This is a genomic window from Aquimarina longa SW024 (genome assembly GCF_001401755.1).
Classification (GTDB): Bacteria; Bacteroidota; Bacteroidia; order Flavobacteriales; family Flavobacteriaceae; genus Aquimarina; species Aquimarina longa.
Map to the genome: position 1 here is coordinate 163,742 of NZ_KQ474104.1, position 26,403 is coordinate 190,144.

The 26,403-nt window shown below is 31.9% G+C and carries 15 protein-coding genes; 8 read left to right on the forward strand and 7 right to left on the reverse strand.

The genetic code is table 11. The features are described 5' to 3' along the window. Positions 1–225 precede the first annotated feature (225 nt). From N456_RS19725 to N456_RS19745, 5 genes are all read right to left on the reverse strand, one after another. Positions 226–2,892: a glycoside hydrolase family 19 protein gene (locus tag N456_RS19725; protein WP_082422604.1), complete on the reverse strand. Its 2,667-nt coding sequence runs from the start codon at positions 2,890–2,892 to the stop codon at positions 226–228. A 512-nt stretch (positions 2,893–3,404) separates the two neighbouring features. Then, complete coding sequence (locus N456_RS19730; protein WP_062060984.1) at positions 3,405–4,496, reverse strand: heparan-alpha-glucosaminide N-acetyltransferase domain-containing protein; 1,092 nt, start codon at positions 4,494–4,496, stop codon at positions 3,405–3,407. Next, entirely contained in the window at positions 4,496–6,331 is a 1,836-nt protein-coding gene (locus N456_RS19735) for a sodium:solute symporter family protein (protein ID WP_062060987.1), read from the reverse strand. The genes N456_RS19730 and N456_RS19735 overlap by 1 nt, the downstream gene beginning before the upstream one ends. A 12-nt stretch (positions 6,332–6,343) precedes the next feature. Then, positions 6,344–7,069, reverse strand: coding sequence for a LytR/AlgR family response regulator transcription factor (locus N456_RS19740; RefSeq protein WP_062060990.1), 726 nt, complete (start codon positions 7,067–7,069; stop codon positions 6,344–6,346). After that, the gene (locus N456_RS19745; protein ID WP_062060992.1) at positions 7,069–8,088 is read right to left on the reverse strand and encodes a sensor histidine kinase; all 1,020 of its coding nucleotides are present in this window, start codon (positions 8,086–8,088) and stop codon (positions 7,069–7,071) included. The genes N456_RS19740 and N456_RS19745 overlap by 1 nt, the downstream gene beginning before the upstream one ends. Before the next feature lie 246 nt (positions 8,089–8,334). Between N456_RS19745 and N456_RS19750 the strand changes: the two genes are divergently transcribed. From N456_RS19750 to N456_RS19770, 5 genes are all read left to right on the forward strand, one after another. Further along, the gene (locus N456_RS19750) at positions 8,335–11,355 is read left to right on the forward strand and encodes a carboxypeptidase-like regulatory domain-containing protein (protein WP_062060994.1); all 3,021 of its coding nucleotides are present in this window, start codon (positions 8,335–8,337) and stop codon (positions 11,353–11,355) included. Between the two features lie 22 nt (positions 11,356–11,377). Then, positions 11,378–12,994 (forward strand): RagB/SusD family nutrient uptake outer membrane protein, encoded by a 1,617-nt coding sequence (locus N456_RS19755; protein WP_062060997.1) that lies wholly within the window; start codon positions 11,378–11,380, stop codon positions 12,992–12,994. Between the two features lie 141 nt (positions 12,995–13,135). After that, the gene (nagB, locus tag N456_RS19760) at positions 13,136–15,055 is read left to right on the forward strand and encodes a glucosamine-6-phosphate deaminase (protein WP_062061000.1); all 1,920 of its coding nucleotides are present in this window, start codon (positions 13,136–13,138) and stop codon (positions 15,053–15,055) included. Positions 15,056–15,198: 143 nt separating this feature from the next. Continuing rightward, a complete protein-coding gene (locus N456_RS19765; RefSeq protein WP_062061002.1) occupies positions 15,199–16,056 on the forward strand; it encodes a BadF/BadG/BcrA/BcrD ATPase family protein in 858 nt (285 codons plus the stop codon). A gap of 14 nt (positions 16,057–16,070) precedes the next feature. Further along, positions 16,071–18,374 (forward strand): family 20 glycosylhydrolase, encoded by a 2,304-nt coding sequence (locus N456_RS19770; protein ID WP_062061005.1) that lies wholly within the window; start codon positions 16,071–16,073, stop codon positions 18,372–18,374. Between the two features lie 151 nt (positions 18,375–18,525). On the opposite strand, the gene N456_RS19775 is transcribed toward N456_RS19770, so the two are convergent. Then, positions 18,526–19,986 (reverse strand): aminoacyl-histidine dipeptidase, encoded by a 1,461-nt coding sequence (locus N456_RS19775; protein WP_062061008.1) that lies wholly within the window; start codon positions 19,984–19,986, stop codon positions 18,526–18,528. Between the two features lie 149 nt (positions 19,987–20,135). Between N456_RS19775 and N456_RS19780 the strand changes: the two genes are divergently transcribed. Further along, complete coding sequence (locus N456_RS19780) at positions 20,136–21,203, forward strand: DUF3810 domain-containing protein (RefSeq protein ID WP_062061011.1); 1,068 nt, start codon at positions 20,136–20,138, stop codon at positions 21,201–21,203. Here N456_RS19780 and N456_RS19785 read toward each other — a convergent pair. Continuing rightward, the gene (locus N456_RS19785; protein ID WP_062061014.1) at positions 21,198–21,890 is read right to left on the reverse strand and encodes a hypothetical protein; all 693 of its coding nucleotides are present in this window, start codon (positions 21,888–21,890) and stop codon (positions 21,198–21,200) included. The two genes, N456_RS19780 and N456_RS19785, sit on opposite strands and share 6 nt — an antisense overlap. A gap of 147 nt (positions 21,891–22,037) precedes the next feature. On the opposite strand from N456_RS19785, the gene N456_RS19790 reads away from it, so the two are divergent. After that, a complete protein-coding gene (locus tag N456_RS19790; protein ID WP_062061017.1) occupies positions 22,038–25,028 on the forward strand; it encodes an amidohydrolase family protein in 2,991 nt (996 codons plus the stop codon). A 49-nt stretch (positions 25,029–25,077) separates the two neighbouring features. Then, positions 25,078–26,370: an amidohydrolase family protein gene (locus tag N456_RS19795; RefSeq protein ID WP_062061020.1), complete on the forward strand. Its 1,293-nt coding sequence runs from the start codon at positions 25,078–25,080 to the stop codon at positions 26,368–26,370. The last annotated feature ends 33 nt before the right edge of the window (positions 26,371–26,403 follow it).

A 26,403-nucleotide genomic window follows, 5' to 3' on the forward strand; every position in this document is an offset into this window, starting at 1 on the left:
GTTAATTAAAAACATTAAAATATCTTAAGTATGAGTACACACTTATTTCTGAATCATATTTTTTAATAAAATAATTATAGTCTAATAGAAGTTTATTTAGACTTTTTTTTAGTTTCTAAATCAAAAATAATTTGAACTAACTATATGATATTTTAAATATTGATATCATAAATCGAACAATTGCTCTTTACAGAGCAACTGTCCGAAATAGTTTTTTTCTAAAGATTAGTTTTTAAGAATTTTTTCTAAATAAACCTCTCCATCCATATAAATCTTGAATATATAAAGCCCTTTTTTGAGACCTGAAAGATCTTGCGTAAATGACTTTTCTGTATTTCCTTGAAGATTATTAAATGATTGAGTACGCACTAATTTACCTGCAAAATCATACAAATCTACTCGTGCCCATGATGCTTTTTCTGTATTCATTTTAAGATTAACAACATTTTCTGTTATTGTCGGATATAAAGAGTACTTCGCCGTAGCTTGCTGAGGAGTATTTCCTTTGCAGGCTCCTACTTTTGTCCAAGCTAATTGCCAATGAGCACCAGTACCTGGAGCATAAGCCCACGCAGCAGATGAAGAACACCATCCTGGAATATCGCATTTAAAGACTTCACTTTCATTAGCTACTTCTTCATTCAATCCATATGAAGTACCTGCCACATATTTATTGACTCCTGCACAATTTTGATCGCCATCATTACCTCCTGAAACTATAATTTTTACAGCTTCTGACACAGTAGATAACCCTTCATTATCTGTTGCTTTTGCTGTCAAAACATAATCCCCTACTACTGCATCTGTAATTGTATATGTATACGGATTAGTTAAACTTTCTCCTATTTTAGTATTCTTATTAAAGTATTCTATTTTATCAATAGTTCCGTCACTATCAGAAGCGTTTACTGTTATAGAAATAGAAGCTCCTGCTTTAAAAGTATCAGTCTCAACAGGAGAAGTTATACTCACTACTGGGGCTTTATTACCTATTATTGTTTCCTTTTTTATAGTAAAAGAAATTGATTTTTCGGTAGTTTTATTTTCGTTATCAGTAGCTTTTGCTATAATTGTAACTTCTCCAAATGCTGTAGGTGTAAAATTAGCAGTATAACTATTTCCTGAAAGAGTTGCTGGGATATCTGTACTATTATATTTAAAAATCAAAGATTCAACAGATCCATCAGAATCATTCGCACTAGCTTTTAAGTCAATTGATGTCAACTCTTTTTGCTCTATAATCTGACCATTACTAGGAGATTGCCAAGTTATTACAGGTCCTGAACCATTTGGTGCATCACAACTTTTTATCAATTCCCATACTCCATCAACTCCTGGAGTATTACTACTATCTGCATACCATTTATTTTTATATACTTTATTACTATACTTTACAAAAGTACCTTTATCTTTATAAATCTTTACAGGATTCCACTCAGGAACTTCTTGGCAATCAAGATTAACTCCATCCCAAATAATTACTTTTATTGATGAGCTTGCTGTAGTTCCATTCTCAAACTTAACATCAGCAGTTAAGATATGAGTAGCATAGCTAGATGGTGTCCAATTAAATGATTTTCCATTAAATGTTTGACTCCCTACAGTTGTAGTAACACTAAGTAATTTAGTATTTTTTTCATCTATCGATAAGCTTACTGAAATTGGAGAAAATGTAGTTTGCTTAATTATTTGATTATTTTTAGGGTTAGAAAAAGTAACTTGTGGTTTTTGAGCGCAAGGTTCTGCTGTTAAATCAGCTGAATCTCCTCCATATTTAGTCATATCTTTACAACCACAATCAGATAAATCATGTACTCCATCCATATCCGTCCCTATACCATACAGTTCGGTAAATCTTTCGTAATACCCTATTCTATCTAATACTTGAGGCTTCTCTGTTCCTTGTCCACATTCTACACCTCCATTAATAATATTTACAGTCATTCCTAATCCTGGAACTCTGTTTTTTGTTTTATCAAGTTCATTAGGCACCCATTTATCTACCATAACATTATGAGCTGACGGCTTAGGGTATTGAGGTGTCATCCAAAACCATATTGCTGTTTGAAATGCCAAAGCTGCATCTTCAATTACTTTTTCAGGATTATCTAATAATATTTGTTTATCTCCGAATATAAATTCACTTGCTGGTCCATAATTATAGTTATATGATAACTGTATTGGACCTCTACCCTTATATGATTTACCAGGAGTTGGAGGGTAGTTTGTATCAGGATAAGCATATGAAGCCTGTGTCGGCTCTTCTCTAAAATGTAACCCCCATGAGAATCGACCGCCTGGAGCTGTTGACCATCCTCCTGTAGTTTCATGAGAAATATTAGCAAAAAAAGCGGTAATCTCTCTTTTTCTAGTATCTAAATCTCCTTCTTCTAGAAACATTCCATAATCAACCTCTTCCGTAATTATTTCTTTTTCTGCGTGTCTAGGCGCATCAAAATCAACATCTGTCCTAATCACTTTAGATACCCCAGTAGTTTTATCTACACGTGTTACTTTATACGCATTTGTTCCACATCTTCTATCAAAAATTACTTTAATTTTACTCATTCTATTGATAGCTTCAATAAAAGATTCGTAGGTATAAAAGTCGTCTTTAGGGTCTAAAACCCATACTCCATTACCAATATCTTTAGAACCAAAACGATATGGGAATAATGTATTCCATAGCTCTTTATTTATTAAATCGGTAGCTTGATATACGGGTAATGACGATTCATTTAAAAAAAATGCATCTTCTGTTCCTCTAGAAAATACATTAGGCTCACTAGAAAACCCTGAGCTAGCAGTTAATAATAGTGTTGCAAAAATCATTATCCATGATTTATTGCATAAATCTCTAAAATACTTAGAGACAGTGAGTTTGTGTTTCATCGTTAAGATATTTTTTTGTATTAAGAAGTAGTTAATTTCTTTAATGAGTTATTTTTTATTATGAATAAAAATACCTTTTTTCGGTACTCTCGACGAAATAAAATATACGAGTAACACGATTTAACCTACAAAAACCATCAGATTAGAAACAAATGAAAACCTATTTTAAATTTTATTTCATATAAAATTTAATTTCACAAAACACAAATAAGAGATAATTAATATCAATAAAACGTAAAAAAAACGACTTCAAATGAATATATAACATATCAAAACACATATTATATGAATACTACTAAATTGATAAAGGACTAAATATATTTTTAAATATAAGTAGTAACCCTTATACTTAGTTCTAGTTATAGGGTATACCTAAAATATTTACAAAATATCTAATTTTATAATACACTTTACTCTCTCTCAGATTCTTTTCGTGAAGAGAAATTGAGAATGAGTAAAGCATGTTATTTTTTTAAATAATAGATATGATTATAATCTAATTGACTATATGACTATACTTTTATAAATATATTTTTCTTATACAAAAAATAAGCAAACAGAGTATAAAAACCAACAACAGAAATAGCATAAAAAAAAGAAGACAACAATTTATCCATAGATTGATAAACAAAAAAAGTTTCAAAAATAAATTGATGTACCGAAGTCTGAGAATCAATCTTAATGAGATAAAAAGATTTAGATAGTATACTCGACAAAAAATAAATACTAATTGCATTAGCACCTACATACTTCACCGCATTTCCAAAACGATACTCTTTAACATCCATTAAGTAATGAAATAATCCCAAAAATAAAGTAGCATAACCTGATGTTACCAAAACAAAACTACTACTCCACAATGCTTTATTTATAGGAAAAAAAATACTCCATAAATACCCTACTACTATAAAACAAGCCCCAATCACATATAAAAAAATATGCTTTCGCTGTATTTCACTAACTAAGACTTGTCCTATAAAGACTCCTGTAATTGTAGTAACTATAGCTGGTAACGTACTAAGAATCCCTTCTGGATCATAATCTGGTTTCCAAATGTGTCCTTTAAGAATACGATAATCTAAATAATTAGCCCAGTTATGCACTCCTCGTTCTAATGTTGGAGAAGTTCCATCAGGCAAAGGCATACACACTAACCACAACCAATATCCAATAAGTATTGTTATGGCTGTAAAAATTAATTGTTTCTTATTAAAGTTTAAATACAATACAGATACAATACAAAACACAATACCTATACGCTGTAACACACCTGGGATACGAATCGACGTTATTTCTAAAAAAGGAAAATAAGGCAAAAACACATTAAGAAACAATCCTAACATGATGAGTTTTAAACTACGTGTTACAATTTTCTTATATACATCAGTATTCCCTTTTTTATTTCTATATACAAATGAAATCGATATCCCGACAATAAATAAAAAAAAAGGAAATACAAAATCTGCTAAGGTAAGACCATTCCACTCTGCATGTAATAACGGAGTGTATACATACGACCAATCTCCCGGGGTATTTACTAATATCATAAGCATAATAGTAAGCCCCCGGAGAAAATCAACCGATTGTATTCGTTTTTTTATCATTATGACATCATACTCTTACCAAGAGATTTCCATACTCTTAATAATAAAAAGCCTGAAACTAAAGCCAATAAAGCTGTAATTCCTGCCATAGTATAATCACCATAAATTAGGTTACCTGTTGTAAAAAGACAGCTATACACCAAGACACAACCTAGTAACATTGCTAGAATCCCAGATGGGATAGACCATTTTCCTTTATCCTCAACAATATCTACCCCATCTTCTTTAGCTTCATCAATAACTTTTTTCCAACCTGGCCCTCCTGGTTGAATGCTTTTATAAAAAGATTGCAAAATTTCTTTTGATTCTGGTTTTGTAAGATATGTCGCTACTATCCAAACTATTGATGTTACAATTACCATCGCTATAAACCTAAACCAAGATGGAAAAACTCCTGAAACTACTTCTCCAGAATCATTAATATGTCCAAATAAAATATCACCAAGAGGAGTAAAAGTTAGAAGTAATGGAATAACCATAGCAGAAAACATAACAGAGATCTCACTCCATGCATTTATACGCCACCAAAACCAACGTAATATATATACTAATCCTGTTCCTGCTCCAAACATTAAAATAATATCAAATAATTGTTTTGCATTAGTAAGGAATAGTGCAAAAACTGCACTAGCAACCATAAGAACTACTGTTGTTACTCTTCCAATATTTACCAATTCTTTTTCGCTAGCATCTTTCTTAACCTGTTGCTTATAAAAATCATTAACAACATATGATGACCCCCAATTAAGGTGTGTAGACAATGTCGACATATATGCTGCCCCTAATGATGCTAATACCAATCCTAACAAACCTGCTGGAAGCTTTGTTAACATTGCAGAATAAGCTAAATCATGCCCTAGTTTACTTGATTCAACATTAGGGAAAGCTTCTTGAATACTCGCAATATCAGGATACATTACTAAAGATGCTAGCGCTACTAAAATCCAAGGCCAAGGACGTAAAGCATAATGCATAATATTAAAAAAGAAAGTCGCACCGATTGCATGGTTTTCGTTTTTAGCAGCAAGCATACGTTGTGCTATATACCCTCCACCCCCTGGCTCTGCTCCTGGATACCATGAACTCCACCACTGTATTGCTATTGGTATGATCAAAAGAGTTATTAATGTTTCTGTATTAGAAAAATCTGGAAAAAACGAAAGTTTATCAGACACATTTGGATGGGTAACCAAATTATTTAATCCTCCAACTTCAGGAAGATTAACTAAATAATAAGAAGCACCAACAGCACCAATTATAGCAACAAAAAAGAGAACAAAATCTGTGTAGATTACTCCTCTAAAACCTCCAAGAGAACTAAAAGCTGCAGTTACAACTCCTCCTATCAAAACAGTTTGTACCGGTGAAAGACCTAACATAATCTGCCCAATTTTAATCGCCGCAAGGTTTACCGCTGCCATCGCAATGATATTAAATACTACCCCAAGGTATATAGATCTAAATCCTCTTAAAAATCGAGCAGGTTTACCACTATATCTCAGAGAATAAAACTCCATATCTGTAGTAACGTTTGATTTACGCCATAACTTAGCATATACAAACACCGTTAAGAGTCCTGTTAATAGAAAAATCCACCATATCCAGTTACCAGCAACACCATCTTGTCTTACAATATCTGTAACCAAATTTGGAGTATCAGTAGAAAACGTAGTAGCTACCATAGAAAACCCCAGTAGCCACCATGGCATATTACGACCTGACAGAAAATACTCTGCGGTATTCTTCCCTGATCGCCTTGAAACCACGACGCCTATAATTAGAGTGGTTAAAAAAAATGAAGCGATAATTATGTAATCCAATGTAGTTAAAACCATTATTTTAAATTCTTATTTTAATAAATTTGATTTGTTTTTTAATATTCGTTGTTTTGCGTGAGCCGCATAATTTCTCCCTATAGGAATTCTTTTTTCACCTACCTCTACAAGATTTCCTTCTATAGATTTTACCTTATCTATTGCAATAGTATACGATTTATGAATTCTTATAAAATTTTCTGAAGGTAGTTCTTCACTAATACTAGATAAAGACTTGTGTGATAAAAATGTCCCTTCTAGTGTACTTACTCTTATATAGTCTTTTAAGCTTTCTATAAAAAAAATATCACTAAGAAGGATTTTTACTAATCTTTTATCCACTTTTAGAAAAACATGAGCAGGTTGAACCAAATCTATAGATGGTTCGTATTTCTTTATAGCAATAAGTCTTGCTGTTAATTTATTTATGGATTTCAAGAATCGATTAAATGAAATAGGCTTCACCAAGTAGTCAAGAACTTCTAGCTCATAACTCTCCAAAGCATACTCTTTATATGCAGTTGTAATTATGGCTTGAGGGTACTCCTTTAGACTTTTCAAAAACTCTAACCCATTCATTCTTGGTAAATTAATATCTAAAAATATAGCGTCAACATCACCTTGTTCTAATATAGATAAAGCCGCTACTGGATCTCTAAAAGTGCCTATAATTTCAATATTTTTAAACTCTTCTAAAAAAGATTCAATAATTTCGATCGCTAAAGGTTCATCATCAATTATGATACATTTAATAGTCATTATATAGGGATTTTAAGCAATATTGAATATTTATTATTTTTCTGTACTATTTCTAAAGCAAATTTTTTGGAATAAAGAATTTCTAAACGTCTTTTAATATTTTTAATTCCAATTCCATCAGGTTTTTTTGATTTTGATTTTTCTTCATAATTATTACTAGAGATAAATATCAACTCATTAGAATGTCTTTTAAAAGATATTTCTAAATTCATACTGTCATTATTATCCAGTCCATGCTTAAAAGCATTCTCTATAAATGGTAAAAACAGCATAGGAACTACTTTAACGCCATCAATGTCACCAATTATATCAATTGTGGACGTAACTCGATCTCCGTAACGCATTTTTTCAAGTTCAATATAATTATCTATATGATCAATTTCTTGTATTAAAGGTAGTTTTTTTTTGCTTGTTTCATATATAACATATCGCATAAAATCAGATAATTTTAATATTAAATTAGGTGCCAAGTCTGATTTTTTCAATGACAGTGCATATAAACTATTAAGTGTATTAAAAAAAAAATGAGGTTGTATCTGTGCTTTTAAATATTTTAATTCCGTTTTATACTGAAGTTCCATTAACTGTCTATTCTTATTATGCATAATACGAAAATCCACAGTATACTTAATTGCAGAAGTCAATCCTACTACATACAATTCTCCTATAGCCACTGCCATAATATGATTAAACCCAAATGGAGCATGCCTACCTCTCACTTCTGGCCATATGTCTTCTGTAACCAATAAAAGATTAAGACCTGACCTTAGTATATAGTGAATTGCAAGAGATAATAATAAGAATAAGACATAGTATACATATTTCTTCTTGAAGATATATTTAGGAACCAAATAGTATAGATTAAAATACACTAAAGCTATATGTAAAGGAAACTCTACTAAATTAGACTTTAACGAATACCAATAATCATTAAAATAACTCCCCCATCGAATTACATTAAATAAAAAATAAATAATCCAAAAATATAGATGATATTTTCGTTTAATAGTCTTTTTCACCTTATACTTCTTTTACCAAAAACATTAAATAGCACTGTCAAAACTTCTTAATTTAACAAAAATTTTTGAAAAATGTAAGGCTATTTGTACAGAAAAACAAAAAAAATAAGAATATCAATTTTTTAAAAAACCGTCATCTACTACTCAATGTCGATTGTTACTAAAACAATGTCGTTTGTCTAAAAAAAAATTTGTTAAAAATTTTATATATTACTTTGAGATCATTCAAAAAAACAACACTTTAATATGAAACAAAAATTTTTAATCTTAACAATCCTATCCTTTTTCTCTTTTCTGAGTTTTGGGCAAGGAACTCAAATTACAGGTACCGTAAAGGGAGCTTCTGATAGTAGCCCTCTACCTGGAGTTAACATTTTAGTAAAAGGGACTACAAACGGAGTACAAACAGATTTTGACGGAAACTACACAATTACAGCTTCAACTGGTGATATACTTGTTTTTTCTTATTTAGGAATGATGAACAAAGAAGTAATCATAGGTGGTAATACAGTAATAGATGTTATTCTGGAAGAAGACGCTGAACAACTTGAAGATGTAGTCGTAACTGCCCTTGGTATCAAAAAAACAAGAAAATCCTTAACATATGCTGCTCAGAATGTAAGTGCTGCTGAGTTAACAAAGGTAAAAGATGCTAATCCTATCAACAGTCTTTCTGGTAAAGTTGCCGGACTTGTTGTTAACAGAAGTGCTTCTGGAGTAGGGGGATCTGTAAAAATAACACTTAGAGGTAATACGTCTACCAGAAACAATCAACCGCTATATGTAATAGACGGTATTCCATTATTAAATAATTCGGCTACACAGCCTAATAGTACATTTGGATCTATTGAAGCTGCTGGTAATAGAGATGGAGGAGATGCTTTATCATTAATAAATCCTGATGATATTGAAAGTATCAATGTATTAAAAGGTGCATCCGCATCTGCTTTATATGGTAGTCAGGGATCTAATGGGGTAATCTTAATCACTACCAAAAAAGGAAAATCAGGAAGTTTTAAGACCAATGTATCTTCTAGTTTTACAATAGATGAAGCAGCTTATTTGATAGATTTTAATGATCGTGCTCAAGACAATGTAGATGACTTCTTAAAAACAGGAACAACTGCGATCAATTCTATCTCAGTTTCTGGAGGAACAGAAAATGCGCAAACCTATTTTTCTTATGCTAATACACAAGCATCAGGGATTATACCGACTCATAATGTAAAAAAGCATACTTTTAATGTTAGAGAAACTGCAAAACTTTTTGATAACAAATTAACTGTAGATGCTAATATTTTACTTTCTACTCAGAAAATACATAACAAGCCTATTTCTGGATTCTATTACAATCCACTAGTTGGAGCATACAATTTTAATTCTGAGACCGAGAATTTAAACGATTATAGCGTTTTTGAAGAATTTAATGCAAGCAGAAACTTAATGGCGCAACGCTGGTTTAGAGGAACTACTGACATTGAGCAAAATCCATATTGGATTATCAATAGAAATGCTAGTGATGATACAAATCAAAAAGTAATCGCTTCAGCCTCTTTAAAATACAAGGTTAACCCCTGGTTAACTATTGCAACACGTGGTAGCTATGATAAGAATTTCTATAAGTTTGAAAGAAGAATTCATGCAACTACTAATGGAACGTTATCGGCAAACAGAGGACGTTTTTTATTAAATGAAGTAGAAGACACACAAATCTATGCTGATGTTATTACTACTATTAACACGCCTATAGGAGAGAATTTTAATTTTACAGCAAATATTGGTACTAGCCTTAGACAATCAGATATAGGCAATGGTGTCTTATTAGATTCTGGTGTAGGTGGTAATTTAAAAATCCCTAATGTTTTTACTTTATCAAATTTTGAAGTTGGTACAGCTGGGTTTAATCCAGTAATAAAACAAACTCAAGCAGAACAAAAAGAAGTACAATCATTATTTGCCAGTACTACCTTAGGGTTTAAAGAGATGCTATACCTAGATATAACGGCTAGAAACGATTGGTCATCTACAGTTACCAAGTCTTTCTTTTATCCATCTTTTGGTCTTACAGGAGTAATCTCAGAAATGATAGAAATGCCAGAAGCTGTAACATATGCCAAAGTAAGAGCTTCGTATGCCGAAGTGGGTAATGATATTCAAAGTTTTTTAAACAATCCTATCAATACTATTGGCACAGGTCAGGGAGGATTAAATCCACCTAATACGATCCCATGGGTCGATTTAAAACCTGAAACTCAAACTTCTATAGAATTTGGTACAGAATGGCAGTTCTTTAATAACCGATTAGGGTTTGATATCGGATATTATAAAACCAATACTACAGATCAGTTTATGAGGTTCGCTACCTCTGGGGCTCTTGCAAATCCAGCAGGAATAACATCGCCTTTCTTTTCTATCAATGCTGGAGATATAGAAAACAAAGGAATTGAGATTTCTGTTACTGCGACTCCTATAGAAAATGATAATTTTTCCTGGGACACTTCTATAAATTATGCTAGTAATAAAAATACAATTATAGAATTAGACGATAGACTATCAAGTGATTTTATAACACTTACTCCATTTAGTGTTAATGCATATGCATTATTATTACAAAAAGGAGGATCTTTTGGAGATATCTGGGGGGCTCAACTGCTTAAAAATGAAAATGGACTACCTGTATTAAGAACAAACCCTGAGGATAATAGCACATCTTTCCCTACTGTAGAGCCAAGTGAAAGTACTCGTGGTGGTTTTGAAAAGTTAGGAAATTCCAATCCTGATTTCTCATTAGGTTTCAGTAACTCATTTACGTATAAAAATGTAACTCTAAATTTCTTAGTAGATGGAAAATTTGGTGGAGAAGTAATGAGTCTTACACAAGCAGAAGCGGATCTTAACGGAACCTCAAACAGAACAGGTACTGTACGAATTTTTGACGAAGCAACAAACTCAGAAACAACAATACCTGCTAAAGACTATTATCAAATTATTGGAGGTAGAAATGGAAGAACTAGTGAGTACATCTATGATGCAACAAATGTACGTTTAGCAGAATTATCATTAGGCTATAAATTCAATTTAGGAGAAGACAGCTTCTTTAATTCTATTAACGCTTCTTTAGTCGGTAGAAATTTATTCTTCTTTTATAAAGATGCTCCTTATGACCCAAATATATCGTTAAGTACAGGAAATGGACTTCAGGGTGTTGATATATTCGGATCACCATCTACCAGAAGTATTGGTTTAAACGTTGGATTATCATTTTAATTAAAAGGAATAGAATAATATTATGAAAAATATAATTAAAAAAACAATTATTACTGCTTTTGCATCATTAGTTGTACTCTCATGTACAGATGATTTTGAAGCATTAAACACAGATCCTAATGGTCTTACAGATGAACAAAGTGAAGGAGATTTTTTCAATGTAGGTGGGCCATTTAAACCTATATTTTTAAACCTATATCGATATGATCCTGCTTGGCATACACAGCTACAGCATAACTTAAATGCTGATACATTTTGTGGATATATGGCGCCCCCAAGACCATTTGTAGGAGGAGTAAACACTACAAATTATGGGTTTGTTGATTTTTGGGATCAATTCCCTTGGGATGTTCCATATTCTGAGACAGGAGTTATGAAAAGTGCAAGTCTAGTGCAACAACGTGGAGAAGAAAAATTCCCATTAATCTATGCAATTGCTCAAATACTAAGAGTAGAAGGAATGCATAGAGTAACAGATGTCTATGGACCAATAGTGTATTCAAAATTTGGAGAGATAGGAGCTTCTTTTGCAGAGTATGATTCACAGCAAGAAGTATATAATCAATTTTTTGATGAGCTAGATCAGGCAATTACTAAATTGTCTACAGATCTTACTAATGAGCAGTTCAAAAATTTTGATTTAGTATATGATGGAAAGTATGCACAATGGGTGAAATTTGCCAATTCATTACGATTACGATTAGCGATAAGAATTGCTAAAGTAGATCCTGCCAAAGCTAAAATACAAGGAGAAAAATCATTATCACATAGTGTCGGATTGTTAGCAAGTAACGACGATAATTTTATTATTCAAGGAGGAGCAACACATCCATTAACCGTTTTTAATTCAAGCTGGGATGATGTACGTATGAATGCATCTATGGAATCAATACTAGTAGGATATGATGATGCAAGAGGAAATGTTTTGTTTGAAGAATCTAAAGTAACAGCAGGGACTCTCAAAGGGTTACGAGGCGGAATGCCAAAATTAGGTAACTATTCTGATGAAGTAGCTCAAAAAGATGATTATATAAAGTTCTCTAGATTAGGAAACTCTTATATTGCTGATGAAAGTCCAACAACAAGTATTCAACTAATGACTGCTGCAGAAGTATACTTCTTAAAAGCAGAAGCTGCATTACGTGGATGGGCTGGTGCTGGAGATGCGCAAGCTAATTATGAAAAGGGAATTACAACCTCTTTTACTCAGCATGGAGTCTCTGGAAGTGCTGCAGCTTATATAGCTGATGCTACATCTACTCCTATTGATTATGTAGACCCTATTAATACTTCTAACAACATCAGCGCATTATCAAATATTACAATTAAATGGGATGGCGGAGCTTCTAATGAAGAAAAACTGGAGAGAATCATTACCCAAAAATGGATCGCTATGTTCCCTGATGGGCAAGAAGCATGGAGTGAATTTAGAAGAACTGGATATCCAAAAATATTCCCTGTTGTAGCTAATAATAGTGGAGGTACTATTGATACTAATATACAAGTAAGAAGGTTGCCTTTCCCTGCTAGTGAACGAAATTCAAACCCACAGGGAGTAGAACAAGCAAGAACACTTCTTGGAGATGCTGATGACGGAGGAACACGATTATGGTGGGATGTTGCAGGATCAAATTTTTAATTAGATTAATTAGCCAATAAATTGAGTTATAAAAGAGATGGATAGAGATCTTATAAAGATATAAACTCAACCCCATCTCTTTTATTAAAAGCCTTAAAATAATAATAACAATAAAAAAATCATCATCAAACTCTTGAGTAAATGATCCAGGAAATTGAATACAAACAGGTAGGACAGTTTGAAAAATCAAAATTTGAGAAAATTCACAGTGAGATTTTCCCAGATTCATCGATAGCTTCAAAACTAGTTGCAAATGAAATAGCAACACTTATTAAACAAAAACAACAGGAAGGTAATCCTTGCGTGCTTGGTCTTGCTACAGGTTCTTCGCCTATAAAAGTATATGAAGAATTAGTAAGTCTACACCGCTCTGGAGAATTAAGTTTTTCTAATGTGGTAACTTTTAATTTAGATGAATACTATCCAATGGATAGTACTCATCAACAAAGTTATTACCATTTTATGCATCAACATTTGTTTGATCATATAGATATCAATCCAGAGAATGTAAATATTCCTGACGGTACTGTTCCAATTTTAGAAATGGATCAGTATTGTATTGATTATGAAATGAAAATCAAAGAATATGGTGGATTAGATTTTCAACTTCTAGGAATTGGTAGAACAGGTCATATCGGCTTTAATGAACCAGGATCACACCCTAATTCTGGTACAAGAATAATCACTTTAGATCATGTTACCAGAACAGATGCCTCTTCTGATTTTAATGGATTAGAAAACGTGCCAAAAAAGGCCGTAACTATGGGTATTAGTACCATTATGAAATCAACAAGGGTACTACTATTAGCTTGGGGGCATAAAAAGGCTTCTATCGTTAAAGAAACTATAGAAGGTGAAGTGATATCGAATATCCCCGCATCATTCCTTCAAGAACACAAAAACACTACTATTATTCTCGATTCTGAAGCTGCATCAGAGCTTACACGTATAAAAACGCCATGGCTTGTAGATCAATGTATCTGGACAGAACAATTAAAGTTTAAAGCAGTTACTTGGCTTAGTGAAGAATTAACTAAACCTGTATTAAAACTTACAGATAAAGATTATAATGACAATGGAATGTCTAGTCTTTTAGCAGTAGAAGGATCTTCTTATAATCTTAATATTAAGATTTTTAATAAACTCCAACACTCTATAACAGGATGGCCTGGAGGAAAACCTAATGCTGATGACACCAATAGACCAGAAAGAGCATTACCCGCAAAAAAACGAGTATTGATTTTTAGTCCTCATCCTGATGATGATGTAATCTCTATGGGTGGAACCTTCTTACGATTAATTGATCAAGGACATGATGTACATGTGGTTTATCAAACATCTGGTAATATCGCAGTAACTGATGAAGAAGCTCTTAAGTTTGCTGAAGTAGCCAATAGTTTCCAATCTAGTAATGGAGACAACTCATCTTATGAAAAAGTGATTTCATTTCTAAAATCAAAAAACCAAGGAGATATTGATATTCTAGAAGTCCGACAGATTAAAGGATTAATAAGAAGAATGGAGTCTATCGGTGCTACTAGATATTTTGGATTAAATGATGATAAAGTTCACTTTTTAGATCTTCCTTTCTATGAAACAGGAAAAATTAAAAAGAATCCTCTAGGTGAAGAAGATATAAAAATAACAGAAAGTATTATTGAGAAAATAAAACCACATCAGATATATGCTGCGGGAGACTTAGCAGATCCACATGGTACTCATAAAGTTTGTTTAGATGCCGTTTTTAGCGCATTAAAAAACTTAAAACCAAAAGAATATATGGATGATTGTTGGTTATGGTTATATAGAGGTGCTTGGCAAGAATGGGATGTTTCTGAAATTGAAATGGCTGTACCTTTAAGCCCAGATGAAGTTAGTAAAAAAACAAATGCCATTTTATTTCATCAATCTCAAAAAGATAGAGTTATGTTTCAGGGAGAAGACTCCAGAGAATTCTGGTTAAGAGCTCGTGAAAGAAATAGAAATACCGCAAAATTATATGATCAGCTTGGACTCGCAGATTATGAAGCGATAGAAGCGTTTAAAAAATATGATTTTTAAAAATTGTTATGTTTTGTTAGTTTAAGTAAACCTTTTGCTTAAAAAAATCCTCCCCTCAATATTTGAGGGGAGGGTTGCTTTTATTCCTATTTTTTCATAAAAATAATTCTCTATTATACATAAATATAACTAATACATAACTAATGATATTATTTGCAGATAGTGGTTCTACAAAATGTGATTGGATTCTTCTTAATGACGCAGGAAGACTCATTCATAAAACCCAAACAGAAGGCATAAATCCTCTTTTACTTTCTGATAATAGCATCTTAGAGATTGTACAAAAAGCAAATATTATACTACAAAACAGAGACTCAATCAGTGAAATCTACTTTTATGGAGCTGGATGTAATGAAAATGATGCTAAAAAAAGAATAAAACTCGCACTTCAATCTATATTTAAAAACCTAACATCTATACTCATTGAAGAAGATATTAATGGAGCAGTAAAAGCAACAACCAAAGAACCTGGCATTGTATGTATTCTTGGGACAGGGACAAATTGTTGTTATTTTGATGGAGAAAAAATTATACAAAAATATCCTGCTTTAGGATATCTATTAGCAGATGAAGGAAGTGGTAATTATCTTGGAAAAAAGCTAATAAAGGACTATTTTATGAGTAAAATGCCTTTAGATGTAGCCTCTCTTTTTAAAGGTTATTATACTGCTCAACTCGATCAACTTCTAAATGAATTATACAGCACTGATTATCCAAACAGATATTTAGCGTCTTACGCTCAATTCATTTTTAAAAATCGAGGAAATGAATATTTAGAAGATGTATTAAATCAGGCTATCTCTGATTTTATAAAAACCTACCTTTTTCAATATAAAAAAGAATTATCACAACATCCAATACATTTTGTAGGCTCTGTTGCCTATTACTCTCAGGATGTTATCAAAAAATTATTGGATGATTATGGGTATCGAGTTAAAAGCTTTATTAAGAGTCCAATAGATCAATTAGTAAAAAATATAGTCACGCAAAGAAATTTTTAAAAAACACATTAATAATGAATTTACGAATCATACCACTCCTCTTTTTAATTTTTATAGGTTGTAAAAACCCAGAAAAATCATCACCGGTAATCGATCAATCACTAAACATCACACCTAAACCATTTAATATCACTAAAGGAAAAGGGTATTTTAAACTAAACGGAAACACTTCTTTTCTATATAATGATGAATCCTCTAAACTTATTGCAGATTTTTTTATTGAAAAAATAAAGACTTCAACAGGTCATGCCTTTTCTGTAACCAAGGGTAATGATATTAAAAATAGCATCCAACTAATTAAGGAAACGACTCTAAATTTTAGTGAAGAAGAATACCGTTTATCTATCTCAGAAGACAATATAAAAATAAAAGCAAGTACTGATAAAGGGTTATTTTATGGAATGCAGACTTTTATGCAACTCTTACCCTTCTATACTACTAATAGCCAGATTTCTTTCCCTATCAAAATTAAGGCTTTGGATATAGAAGATAAACCACGTTTTAGCTGGAGAGGAATGCATCTCGATGTTTCCAGACATTTTTTCTCTGCTGATTTTATAAAAAAACATCTTGATATTTTATCCCTTTTTAAAATAAATAAATTTCACTGGCACTTAACTGATGATCAGGGTTGGCGTGTAGAAATAAAAAAATACCCTAAACTTACAACAATAGGATCTAAAAGGAAAAATGCTGATGGATCTTATCATCAAGGATTTTATACTCAAGAAGAAATAAAAGAAGTGGTACAATATGCAAAAGAACGATTTATAGATATTGTTCCAGAATTTGATACTCCAGGTCATGCCATAGCTATTTTAGCAGGATATCCAGAACTTTCTTGTGACCAAAAAGAATATAAAGTAAGAAATTTATGGGGGGTTGAATCTAGTATCCTTTGTCCAGGGAAAGAAGAAACATACACATTTATAGAAGATGTAATTACAGAACTAGCTACTCTTTTCCCTTATGAATACTATCATATGGGAGGAGATGAAGTTCCTAAAGACCAATGGGAAAATTCTATTGAATGTCAAAAACTAAAAAAACGAGAAGGTTTAAAAGACGAAAAAGAAGTTCAAAGTTATTTTATGGCTAGGGTTGAAAAAATATTATCCAAGCATCATAAAAAAATGATTGGTTGGGATGAGATCCTAGAAGGCGGGATTACTGCTACAACAAATATCATGTCATGGCAAGGTGAAGAAGGAGGTATCAAAGCTGCTAATGAAGGGCATGATGTTATTATGACCCCTTCTGAATATTGTTATTTCAACTTTTATCAAGGTGATTTTAAAACAGAACCTTTGGCGTTTGGAGGATATATTCCTCTGGAAAAAGTATATAACTACGATCCAATACCTAAAGAAATTGAAGAAGATAAAAAGAAACATATCTTAGGTGCGCAAGGAAATGTATGGTCAGAATATACGTATAAGGACGAGACCATAGAATATTTGCTTTATCCTCGTATAATAGCATTAGCAGAGGTTACATGGACACAAAAAGAAAATAAAAAATTTGATGACTTTTTAAATAGATTAAATCCTATCTATACTATTCTGGACTATTACAAGACTAATCATCATATCCCTCTACCAGAAGGTCCTACGTCTAATACTATTGTATTTACGGACAGTATCAGTATACCGTTTACAACAACTCACCCTGTTAAAATGGTATATACTATAAATGGAACAAATCCGACCCAAAATAGTACCGTATATAAAGAACCTCTAAAATTTACTAAGACTACAGACTTACGTATAGCTTCTGTTCTTGATAATGGTAAAATGAGTAGTATTAGAAAACTTAATGTAACTAAAGAAAAAATTATTTCTGCTTCAAGTAAAACTACTGAATTATCCAAAGGATTAACGATGAAAGAAGTAAAAGGATATTTTAATACTGTTAATGATGTTCCTGATCACACTAATGCCTCTTCATCAATCATTAAAAAGATTGAGGAAAGTAACACTACTTATCATTGGGGGCACGAAGTAAAAGAAGAAAATTTTAGAGCAGTATTTTTAGATGGATATATTGATATTCCAGAAGATGGAGTATATTATTTTTCTAGTACTCAAGATCAAGTTTGGATAGCAGATCAATTAGTTCTTGATTATAAAACTCCTTTAAAGAAGCATCCAATAGAAAGTTCTATTGCATTACAAAAAGGAAAACATAAATTAAAAATAGTATACTTAAACAATATAGCTAAAGGATGGGCTACTGATTGGAATACGATAGAACTTAAATACCGAAAAGCTTCTGAAGTAGATTACAAAGCAGTAAATGAAGATATGATATATCATTAAAACAAAATATTTACGAATGCTATCGCATTAAGTGTATATAAAAAAAGTATCGAGAATCTATATAAATTCTCGATACTTTTATTTTATATTATACCTAAAACACTAAGTAATAGTTATATCAGAAATTCTAAAATAACTATTTAGTATATTATTATTTTTTAGGAATATTTTCTAAAATTTCTCTTACAAATTTCCAGTATTTCTGTACAGAAGAGATACTAGCTCTTTCATCTGGTGAATGTGCTCCTAAAATTGTTGGACCAAAAGATATCATATCCATATCTGGATAATTTTGTCCTAAAATACCACATTCTAATCCTGCATGACATGCAGCTACATGGGCTTTTTCTCCATTTAATTTTTGATATAATTCGTCTAATACTGTCAATATAGACGAATTCATATTAGGAGCCCATCCAGGATAATCACCACCAACGGTCACCTCACAACCTACTAACTCAAAAGTAGCTCTTAATTTATTTACTAAATCCTGCTTAGAAGACTCTACGCTACTCCTTGTTAAACATTCGATAACAATACTTCCGTCCTTGATAGTTATTTTAGCAATATTATTCGACGTTTCTACTAAATCAGGAATCGATGCACTCATGTTATACACTCCATTATGTGCAGCGTATAATGCTTTTAAAAATCCTTCCTGAACTCCTAGTTCCATCACTTTTACTGGCAGATCTGTTGTACTAATCTCTATAGTAAGGTTTGGATCTACTACAGATAACTCTGCCTGTATTATTTTAATCAACTCACCTATTTCAAATTCAAAAGCTTCTGCTTGTACCATGTCTACTACTATCTTAGCAAAACTCTCTCTAGGGATTGCATTACGTAAACTCCCTCCTCTAACTTCATTGATTTGTAATCCAAAATTCTCAAATCCATCAAATAATAGACGATTCATAATTTTATTGGCATTACCTAAACCTTTATGGATGTCCATTCCAGAATGCCCCCCGTTAAGTCCACGTATAGAAATGGTATATGCAAGCTTACCATCAGTGACAAGCTCTTCTTTATAATTTCGTTTTGCAGTAACATCAATACCACCAGCACATCCTACTCCTATTTCATCATCTTCTTCGGTATCAAGGTTTAGTAATATATCACCTTGTAACCACCCTCCTTCTAATCCCATTGCTCCAGTCATCCCTGTTTCTTCATCAATAGTAAACAATGCTTCGATTGCAGGATGTATAATATCTGTTGATTCTAAGATTGCCATAATTGTAGCTACTCCTAATCCATTATCTGCTCCTAAGGTTGTACCATTAGCTCTTACCCAGTCTCCATCTACATACATTTCTATACCTTGTGTATCAAAATCAAAATCAGTATCTGCATTCTTTTGATGTACCATATCCAAGTGAGATTGCATCACTACTATCTTTCGATCCTCCATCCCAGATGTTGCTGGTTTTCTGATCAAGACATTACCAACTTTATCAATCTCAACTGCCAATCCTAAAGATTCCCCAAAATCTTTCATAAATGCTATCACACGTTCCTCTTTTTTTGAAGGTCGTGGTACAGCATTAAGGTCTGCAAATTTATTCCAAAGGTTTTTAGGTTCTAAAACTCTTATTTCTGAATTCATAGGTGTATTGTGTTTAGATATGCGAAATTCTATATTTTAAATCAAGTATCAAAGTTTCTAGGTGTCAAAGTTTCAAGAGCTAAGAAAAAGAATACTAAAAAACTCTTAATTTATAATTCTTAATTAAGAAATGTAAATATATTTACTCAATGCAATCTAAGACAAAACTATATCTTACAATATTATTACCAATACAAATCATATTGATTAAAATTATATCATTTTTCCCTGATTTCATTGAGCAATTTTATAGTAATAGTTTATTTATTTATATTTCCCGAATTTTACGATACATATTTGGGTGGTTACCATTTTCTTTTGGAGATATTTTATATTGTATTTTGATCATTTTTCTCATTCGTTTTTTATTTAAAAAAGTCCTTATTAAAAAAATTATTTGGAAAGAGGTTTTCTTAGATATCGGAGCTACTTTATCTATCATTTATGCCCTCTTTCATATCCTATGGGGGATAAATTATTATAGATTACCTCTACATGAAATATTAAAAATAGATGACGAATACACAGAAAGTGAGTTGATCAGAGTTTCAGAAAAATTAATAACTAAAGCTAATACATTACATATAAAGCTTCAACCAAATGATTCTTTACCTATACGAATCCCATATTCTAAAAAAGAAATATTTCAGAAAACAGTACCTGCATATCAACAATTACAAAATATATTACCTACCCTACGCTACCACCCAAAAAGTATTAAAAAATCACTTTTAAGCCTACCGCTAACCTACATGGGTTTTAGTGGGTATTTAAATCCTATTACTAATGAAGCTCAGGTAAATAGCTTAATTCTTAATCATAAAACTCCAACAACAAGTGTCCATGAAGAAGCACATCAACTAGGTTTTGCTAAAGAAAATGAAGCTAATTTTATAGCCGTATTAGTTACGACAAATTACGATGATCTTTATTTTAAGTATAGTGGGATTACATTTGCCTTAAAATTTTGCCTTAACGATCTTTATCTTCGAGATGAACAAAAAGCAATATGCCTTATGGAAAAATTAAGACCTGGTATACAAGAAAATTATCGTGAAGTAAATGAATTCTGGGAATTCTATGAAAATCCTATCGAACCAATTTTTAAAAGTACTTATGATACCTATCTAAAAGCTAACGACCAACCCGACGGTATACATACATATAGTTATGTTGTCGCATTAGTCGTTAACTATTATAAGGCTAAAAAATTATAATAAAGTATTATAATAATTAATAATCTTTACAATATGTTTCTCTTTCTTATAACTTAGTTTATTAGAAGATGTAAATTTTTCTATTTCATTTTTTTTACCTAAAACATGAAGTATTTCTTTCTTTTTAAGTTTTACGTTCATCATTTCTCCTTTTTCACTATCAAATATAAAATACTTATTATCTTCAATATATTTAGAAGGAATACTATTTCCATATCCTCCTCTTCCCGGTCTTCCTTGTTTTATTTTTTTCGCTATTTTAAGTAATAAAGAAAATCTTCCTTTATTTTTGTTTTTTACAACAAAAAACTGTTTCAATCCTTCATGATCAAATATTGTATAAGTATATCCATCATCAAGAACAACTTTAACACCATCTCTTTTGATCATGTTATAAACCTTACCTCCCTCAACTGTCATTTCCATCTCACCATTAAAAGCATTATATCTAACAAAACTTCTAGTAGACTTTCTTTTGCCAATATAAATCGTAGCTAATTTATTACTCTCTTCATTGTACACATGACCTTTAATACGAGATTTTGTTGCTTTCTTGATTACTATTTGTGAATTATAAGGACTTAAGTTTGATGAAAAGTCTCCTCCTGAATCAGAGGTATTTATTATAGTAGATTGACCATAAACTAGGACATTGCTTAATAACAGGGTAATTAATAGTATTCTCATTCTAAATATAAAGTTTTATTCTTTTGGAGGTAATTACAAACAAAAAAAGGAAAACACAACAATATTTTTTGTTAAAAAATAATTAATTAACACTATTTTCTTTAGGTAACTACTATATTTAGTTTTCAATTTATTACACTTCTTTTCATGAAAAAAAAACTACTATTGCTCGTAGCAATATTTTGTTTTATATTAAACTTATATTCTCAGGATTATTTCCCAAAAAATGATGGGGTTAATATAATAAACTCTAACTATATTGTATTTAAAAACGGAACTATCCACACCACACCTAATTCTGAAATCAAAAATGGAACATTAATCATCCAAAAAGGTAAAATTGTTCAGGTGGGTAGTGCTATTTCTATTCCCAACAATAGTATAATTATTGATCTTAAAGGAAAACATATCTATGCCTCTTTTATAGATCCCTTTACTAACTTTGGTATCAAAAAACTTAGTACTAAAGGAGGGAATCCTTTTGCAGGAAACCCTCAGTATAAAGCCTCTAGAGAAGGTTATTATTGGAATGATCATATTCGTCCTGAAACAAATGCTCTTACACATTTTAAATATGATGCAAAAAAAGCTACAGAATATGTAAAAGAAGGATTTGGAGTTCTTAATACTCATATGCCAGATGGTATTATAAGAGGAACAGGATTATTAGTAGCTCTAAACAACAATGGTACAGAAGGAGATCGATTATTAAGTGACCGCTCTGCGCAATTTTTATCTTTTTATAAAAGTAACAAAAGTAAGCAGTTATATCCAACCTCATTAATGGGAGCTATGGCATTACTAAGACAGACGTATCATGATGCAAGATGGTATGCGGATGGTAATGCAAATAGCAAAGATTTATCATTAGAAGCACTGAACAGAAATAAAGCTCTTCCTCAAATTTTTGAAGCAGGAAGCCGAATTAATGGATTTAGAGCAGATAAAGTTGGAGATCAATTTAACACACAATATATTATAATTGGCGGTGGAGATGAATATGCAAGAATTGATGAAGTAAAAGCTACCAATGCCAAGTATATCATTCCATTAGATTTCCCTGATGCCTATGATGTATCTGACCCTTTTGCTGCTAATATTGTAAGTCTTGGAGATATGCGCCACTGGAATCAAGCTCCAACAAATCCTTCGGTTTTATCAAAAAATGGTATTACCTTTTCTCTAACTACACATAAATTAAAAAAGGTCGCAGATTTAAAAACCAGAATTATTAAAGCTATAGAACATGGTTTAGATAAAAAGACAGCTATTGCCGCGCTGACAACTATACCTGCTCAAATTCTGGGAAAAAGTGATCTTTTAGGAAGTATCAAAAAAGGAAGTTATGCCAATTTTTTAATTACCAAAGATGAGTTATTTACTAAAGACAATATCATTTATGAAAACTGGGTACAAGGTCATAAAAATGTAGTAAATGATATGAATATTACTGATATTAATGGAACATATGAATTAACCGTTGCCAGAACCACATATGAGCTGTCAATTTCAGGAAAACCGTCAAAACCAAAAGCCGAAATAAAATTAGGGAAAACCAAATTGAACTCTAAAATAAGTTATAAGAATGATTGGGTAACCATTACATTTACAGGTGCCGACACTACCAAAACCCAATACACAAGAATTGTATCTAAAATTGGGGACACCTCAAATTCCTGGAATGGCAAAGCAATTCTTCCAAACGGAACACAAGCTTCTTTTTCTGTAAAGAAAAAACCTAAAGAAACTTCGACTAAAAAAGAAGAAAAAAAATCTACTGATAATAAGAAAAAACCTCAAATCTTACCTATCACATACCCAAATATTGCATATGGTAATGCTGTTTTACCCAAATCAGAAACTATGCTATTAAAAAATGCAACGGTATGGACTAATGAAGCAAATGGTATTTTAACAGAAACGGATGTACTCATTAAAAATGGTAAAATTTCTGCAATTGGTAAAAACCTTAATTCTGGAGGTGCTAAAGTAATTGATGCTTCAGGGAAACATATTACTGCAGGTATTATTGATGAACATTCTCATATTGCAGCAGCTGCCATTAATGAAGCAGGACATAATTCTACAGCAGAAGTAACAATCGAAGATGTTATTTCTCCCGACGATATCAATATCTATAGAAATCTTGCCGGAGGAGTAACATCAATTCAAGTACTTCATGGTTCTGCTAATCCTATTGGGGGACGTTCTGCAATCCTAAAACTAAAATGGGGGGAGCGTGCTAATAACCTTATTTTTCCGAACACTCCTAAATTTATAAAATTTGCATTAGGAGAGAACGTAAAACAAAGTAATTGGCAAAGCTTTAGTCGTTTTCCACAATCAAGAATGGGAGTCGAGCAATTATATATAGATTACTTCTCACGAGCAAAAGAATATGAAAAACTTAAAAATAGCGGTAAACCATATCGTAAAGATACCGAAATGGAAACATTGGTAGAGATCCTAAATGGTAAACGATATATTAGTTGTCACTCTTATGTACAAAGTGAGATTAATATGCTTATGAAAGTGGCAGAAAAATTTAACTTTAGAATCAATACTTTTACCCATATCCTAGAAGGATATAAAGTAGCCGATAAGATGGCAGCACATGGTGTTGGCGGGTCTACTTTCTCTGATTGGTGGGCTTATAAATATGAGGTTAATGATGCTATACCATACAATGCTGCGATTATGCATAGTCAAGGAGTTTTAACGGCAATCAATAGTGATGATTCAGAAATGTCTCGTCGTCTTAATCAAGAAGCTGCAAAGTCTGTAAAATACGGAGGAGTTAGTGAAGAAGATGCTTTAAAATTTGTAACCTTAAATCCTGCCAAATTACTTCATATAGATCATCGTGTAGGAAGTATTAAAGTGGGTAAAGATGCAGATTTAGTTTTATGGACAGATCATCCTTTATCTATATATGCTAAAGCAGAAAAAACCATAATTGAAGGAGCTATTTATTTTGATCTTGAAAAAGATAAAGCAATGCGAAAATCTATTGCAGTAGAAAAAAATAAGCTTTCTACAATGATGCTAAAAGCAAAAAATAATGGTCTTAAGACACAACCCGTTAAGAAAAAAGAGAAACAGCATTTTGAATGTGAAACGTTAGAAACCATTCATTAAAAAAATATAGGTCAGACTTCGAATATTGTAGTTTAAAATTAAAAAAAACATGAACAAAATTATATATATAGTAGCCTTCTATATCTTCTTCTTTGGAAATATAACAGCTCAACAAACTCCTGCTAAGCCACAAAGTACCCCGATTACAATCACTGGCGCTACGGCACACATTGGTAATGGAAAAGTTATCGAAAATAGTATGATTATTTTTGAAAACGGAAAAATAACCGCTATAGATGCTATTGGCAGTACTCCTACAAAAGGAAAAATAATCGATGCGGCAGGAAAACATGTATATCCGGGTTTTATCGCCCCAAATTCTACATTAGGATTAGTAGAAATAGGTGCTGTTCGCGCCACAGATGATGATAGTGAAATCGGAAATTACAATCCCCACATACGAAGTATTATTGCCTATAATGCCGAAAGTAAAATTGTAGAAAGTATGCGCCCAAATGGTATTTTAATTGCACAAGTCACTCCTCGTGGCGGGAGAATTTCGGGAACTTCATCAATTGTACAATTAGATGCTTGGAACTGGGAAGATGCTGTTATAAAATTAGATGATGGAATTCATATAAACTGGCCTAGTACTTTTACCAGAGGTCGCTGGTGGATGGGAGAAGATCCAGGTTTTAAACCTAATAAAAACTACTCGAAACAGATTACAGAATTAGTAGATTTCATCCATCAATCTAAAGCGACTACGAACTCAAAAAACACTATGAACAACTTACCCTATCAGGCAATGCGTGGTATTTTTGATGGCTCCAAAACCTTATTTGTAAATGCTAATACTGAAAAACAAATTTTGGACATACTCACATTTGCTAAAGAAAATAATATTAAAAAATTAGTATTAGTTGGAGCTTATGAGGCATATAAAGTTGCTGCACAGTTAAAACAGAATAATGTTTCGGTTCTAACTACAAGAACACATAGTACTCCTACATTAGAAGATGATGATTACGATTTACCTTATAAAAACGCAAAATTACTAATGGAAGCTGGAGTACTTGTTGCATTGCAAAATAGTGGCTCAATGGAACGTGCTAATACTCGTAACCTACCTTTTCAGGCAGGAACTGTTGCGGCTCATGGATTAGACAAAGAAAAAGCACTACAACTTATTACTGGTAATAGTGCTAAAATTCTTGGTATTGATGATATTGTAGGAACTCTTGAAGTTGGTAAAGATGCAACTTTATTTATTAGTATTGGTGATGCTTTAGATATGCGTACCAATCAATTAGAAAAAGCATTTATCCAAGGACGTAATATTAGTTTAGAAAGTCATCAAACTAAATTATGGAAACGGTATCAAAATAAATACACTAAATAATGTAATAAAAATACAGAATGTAGATAATTAATT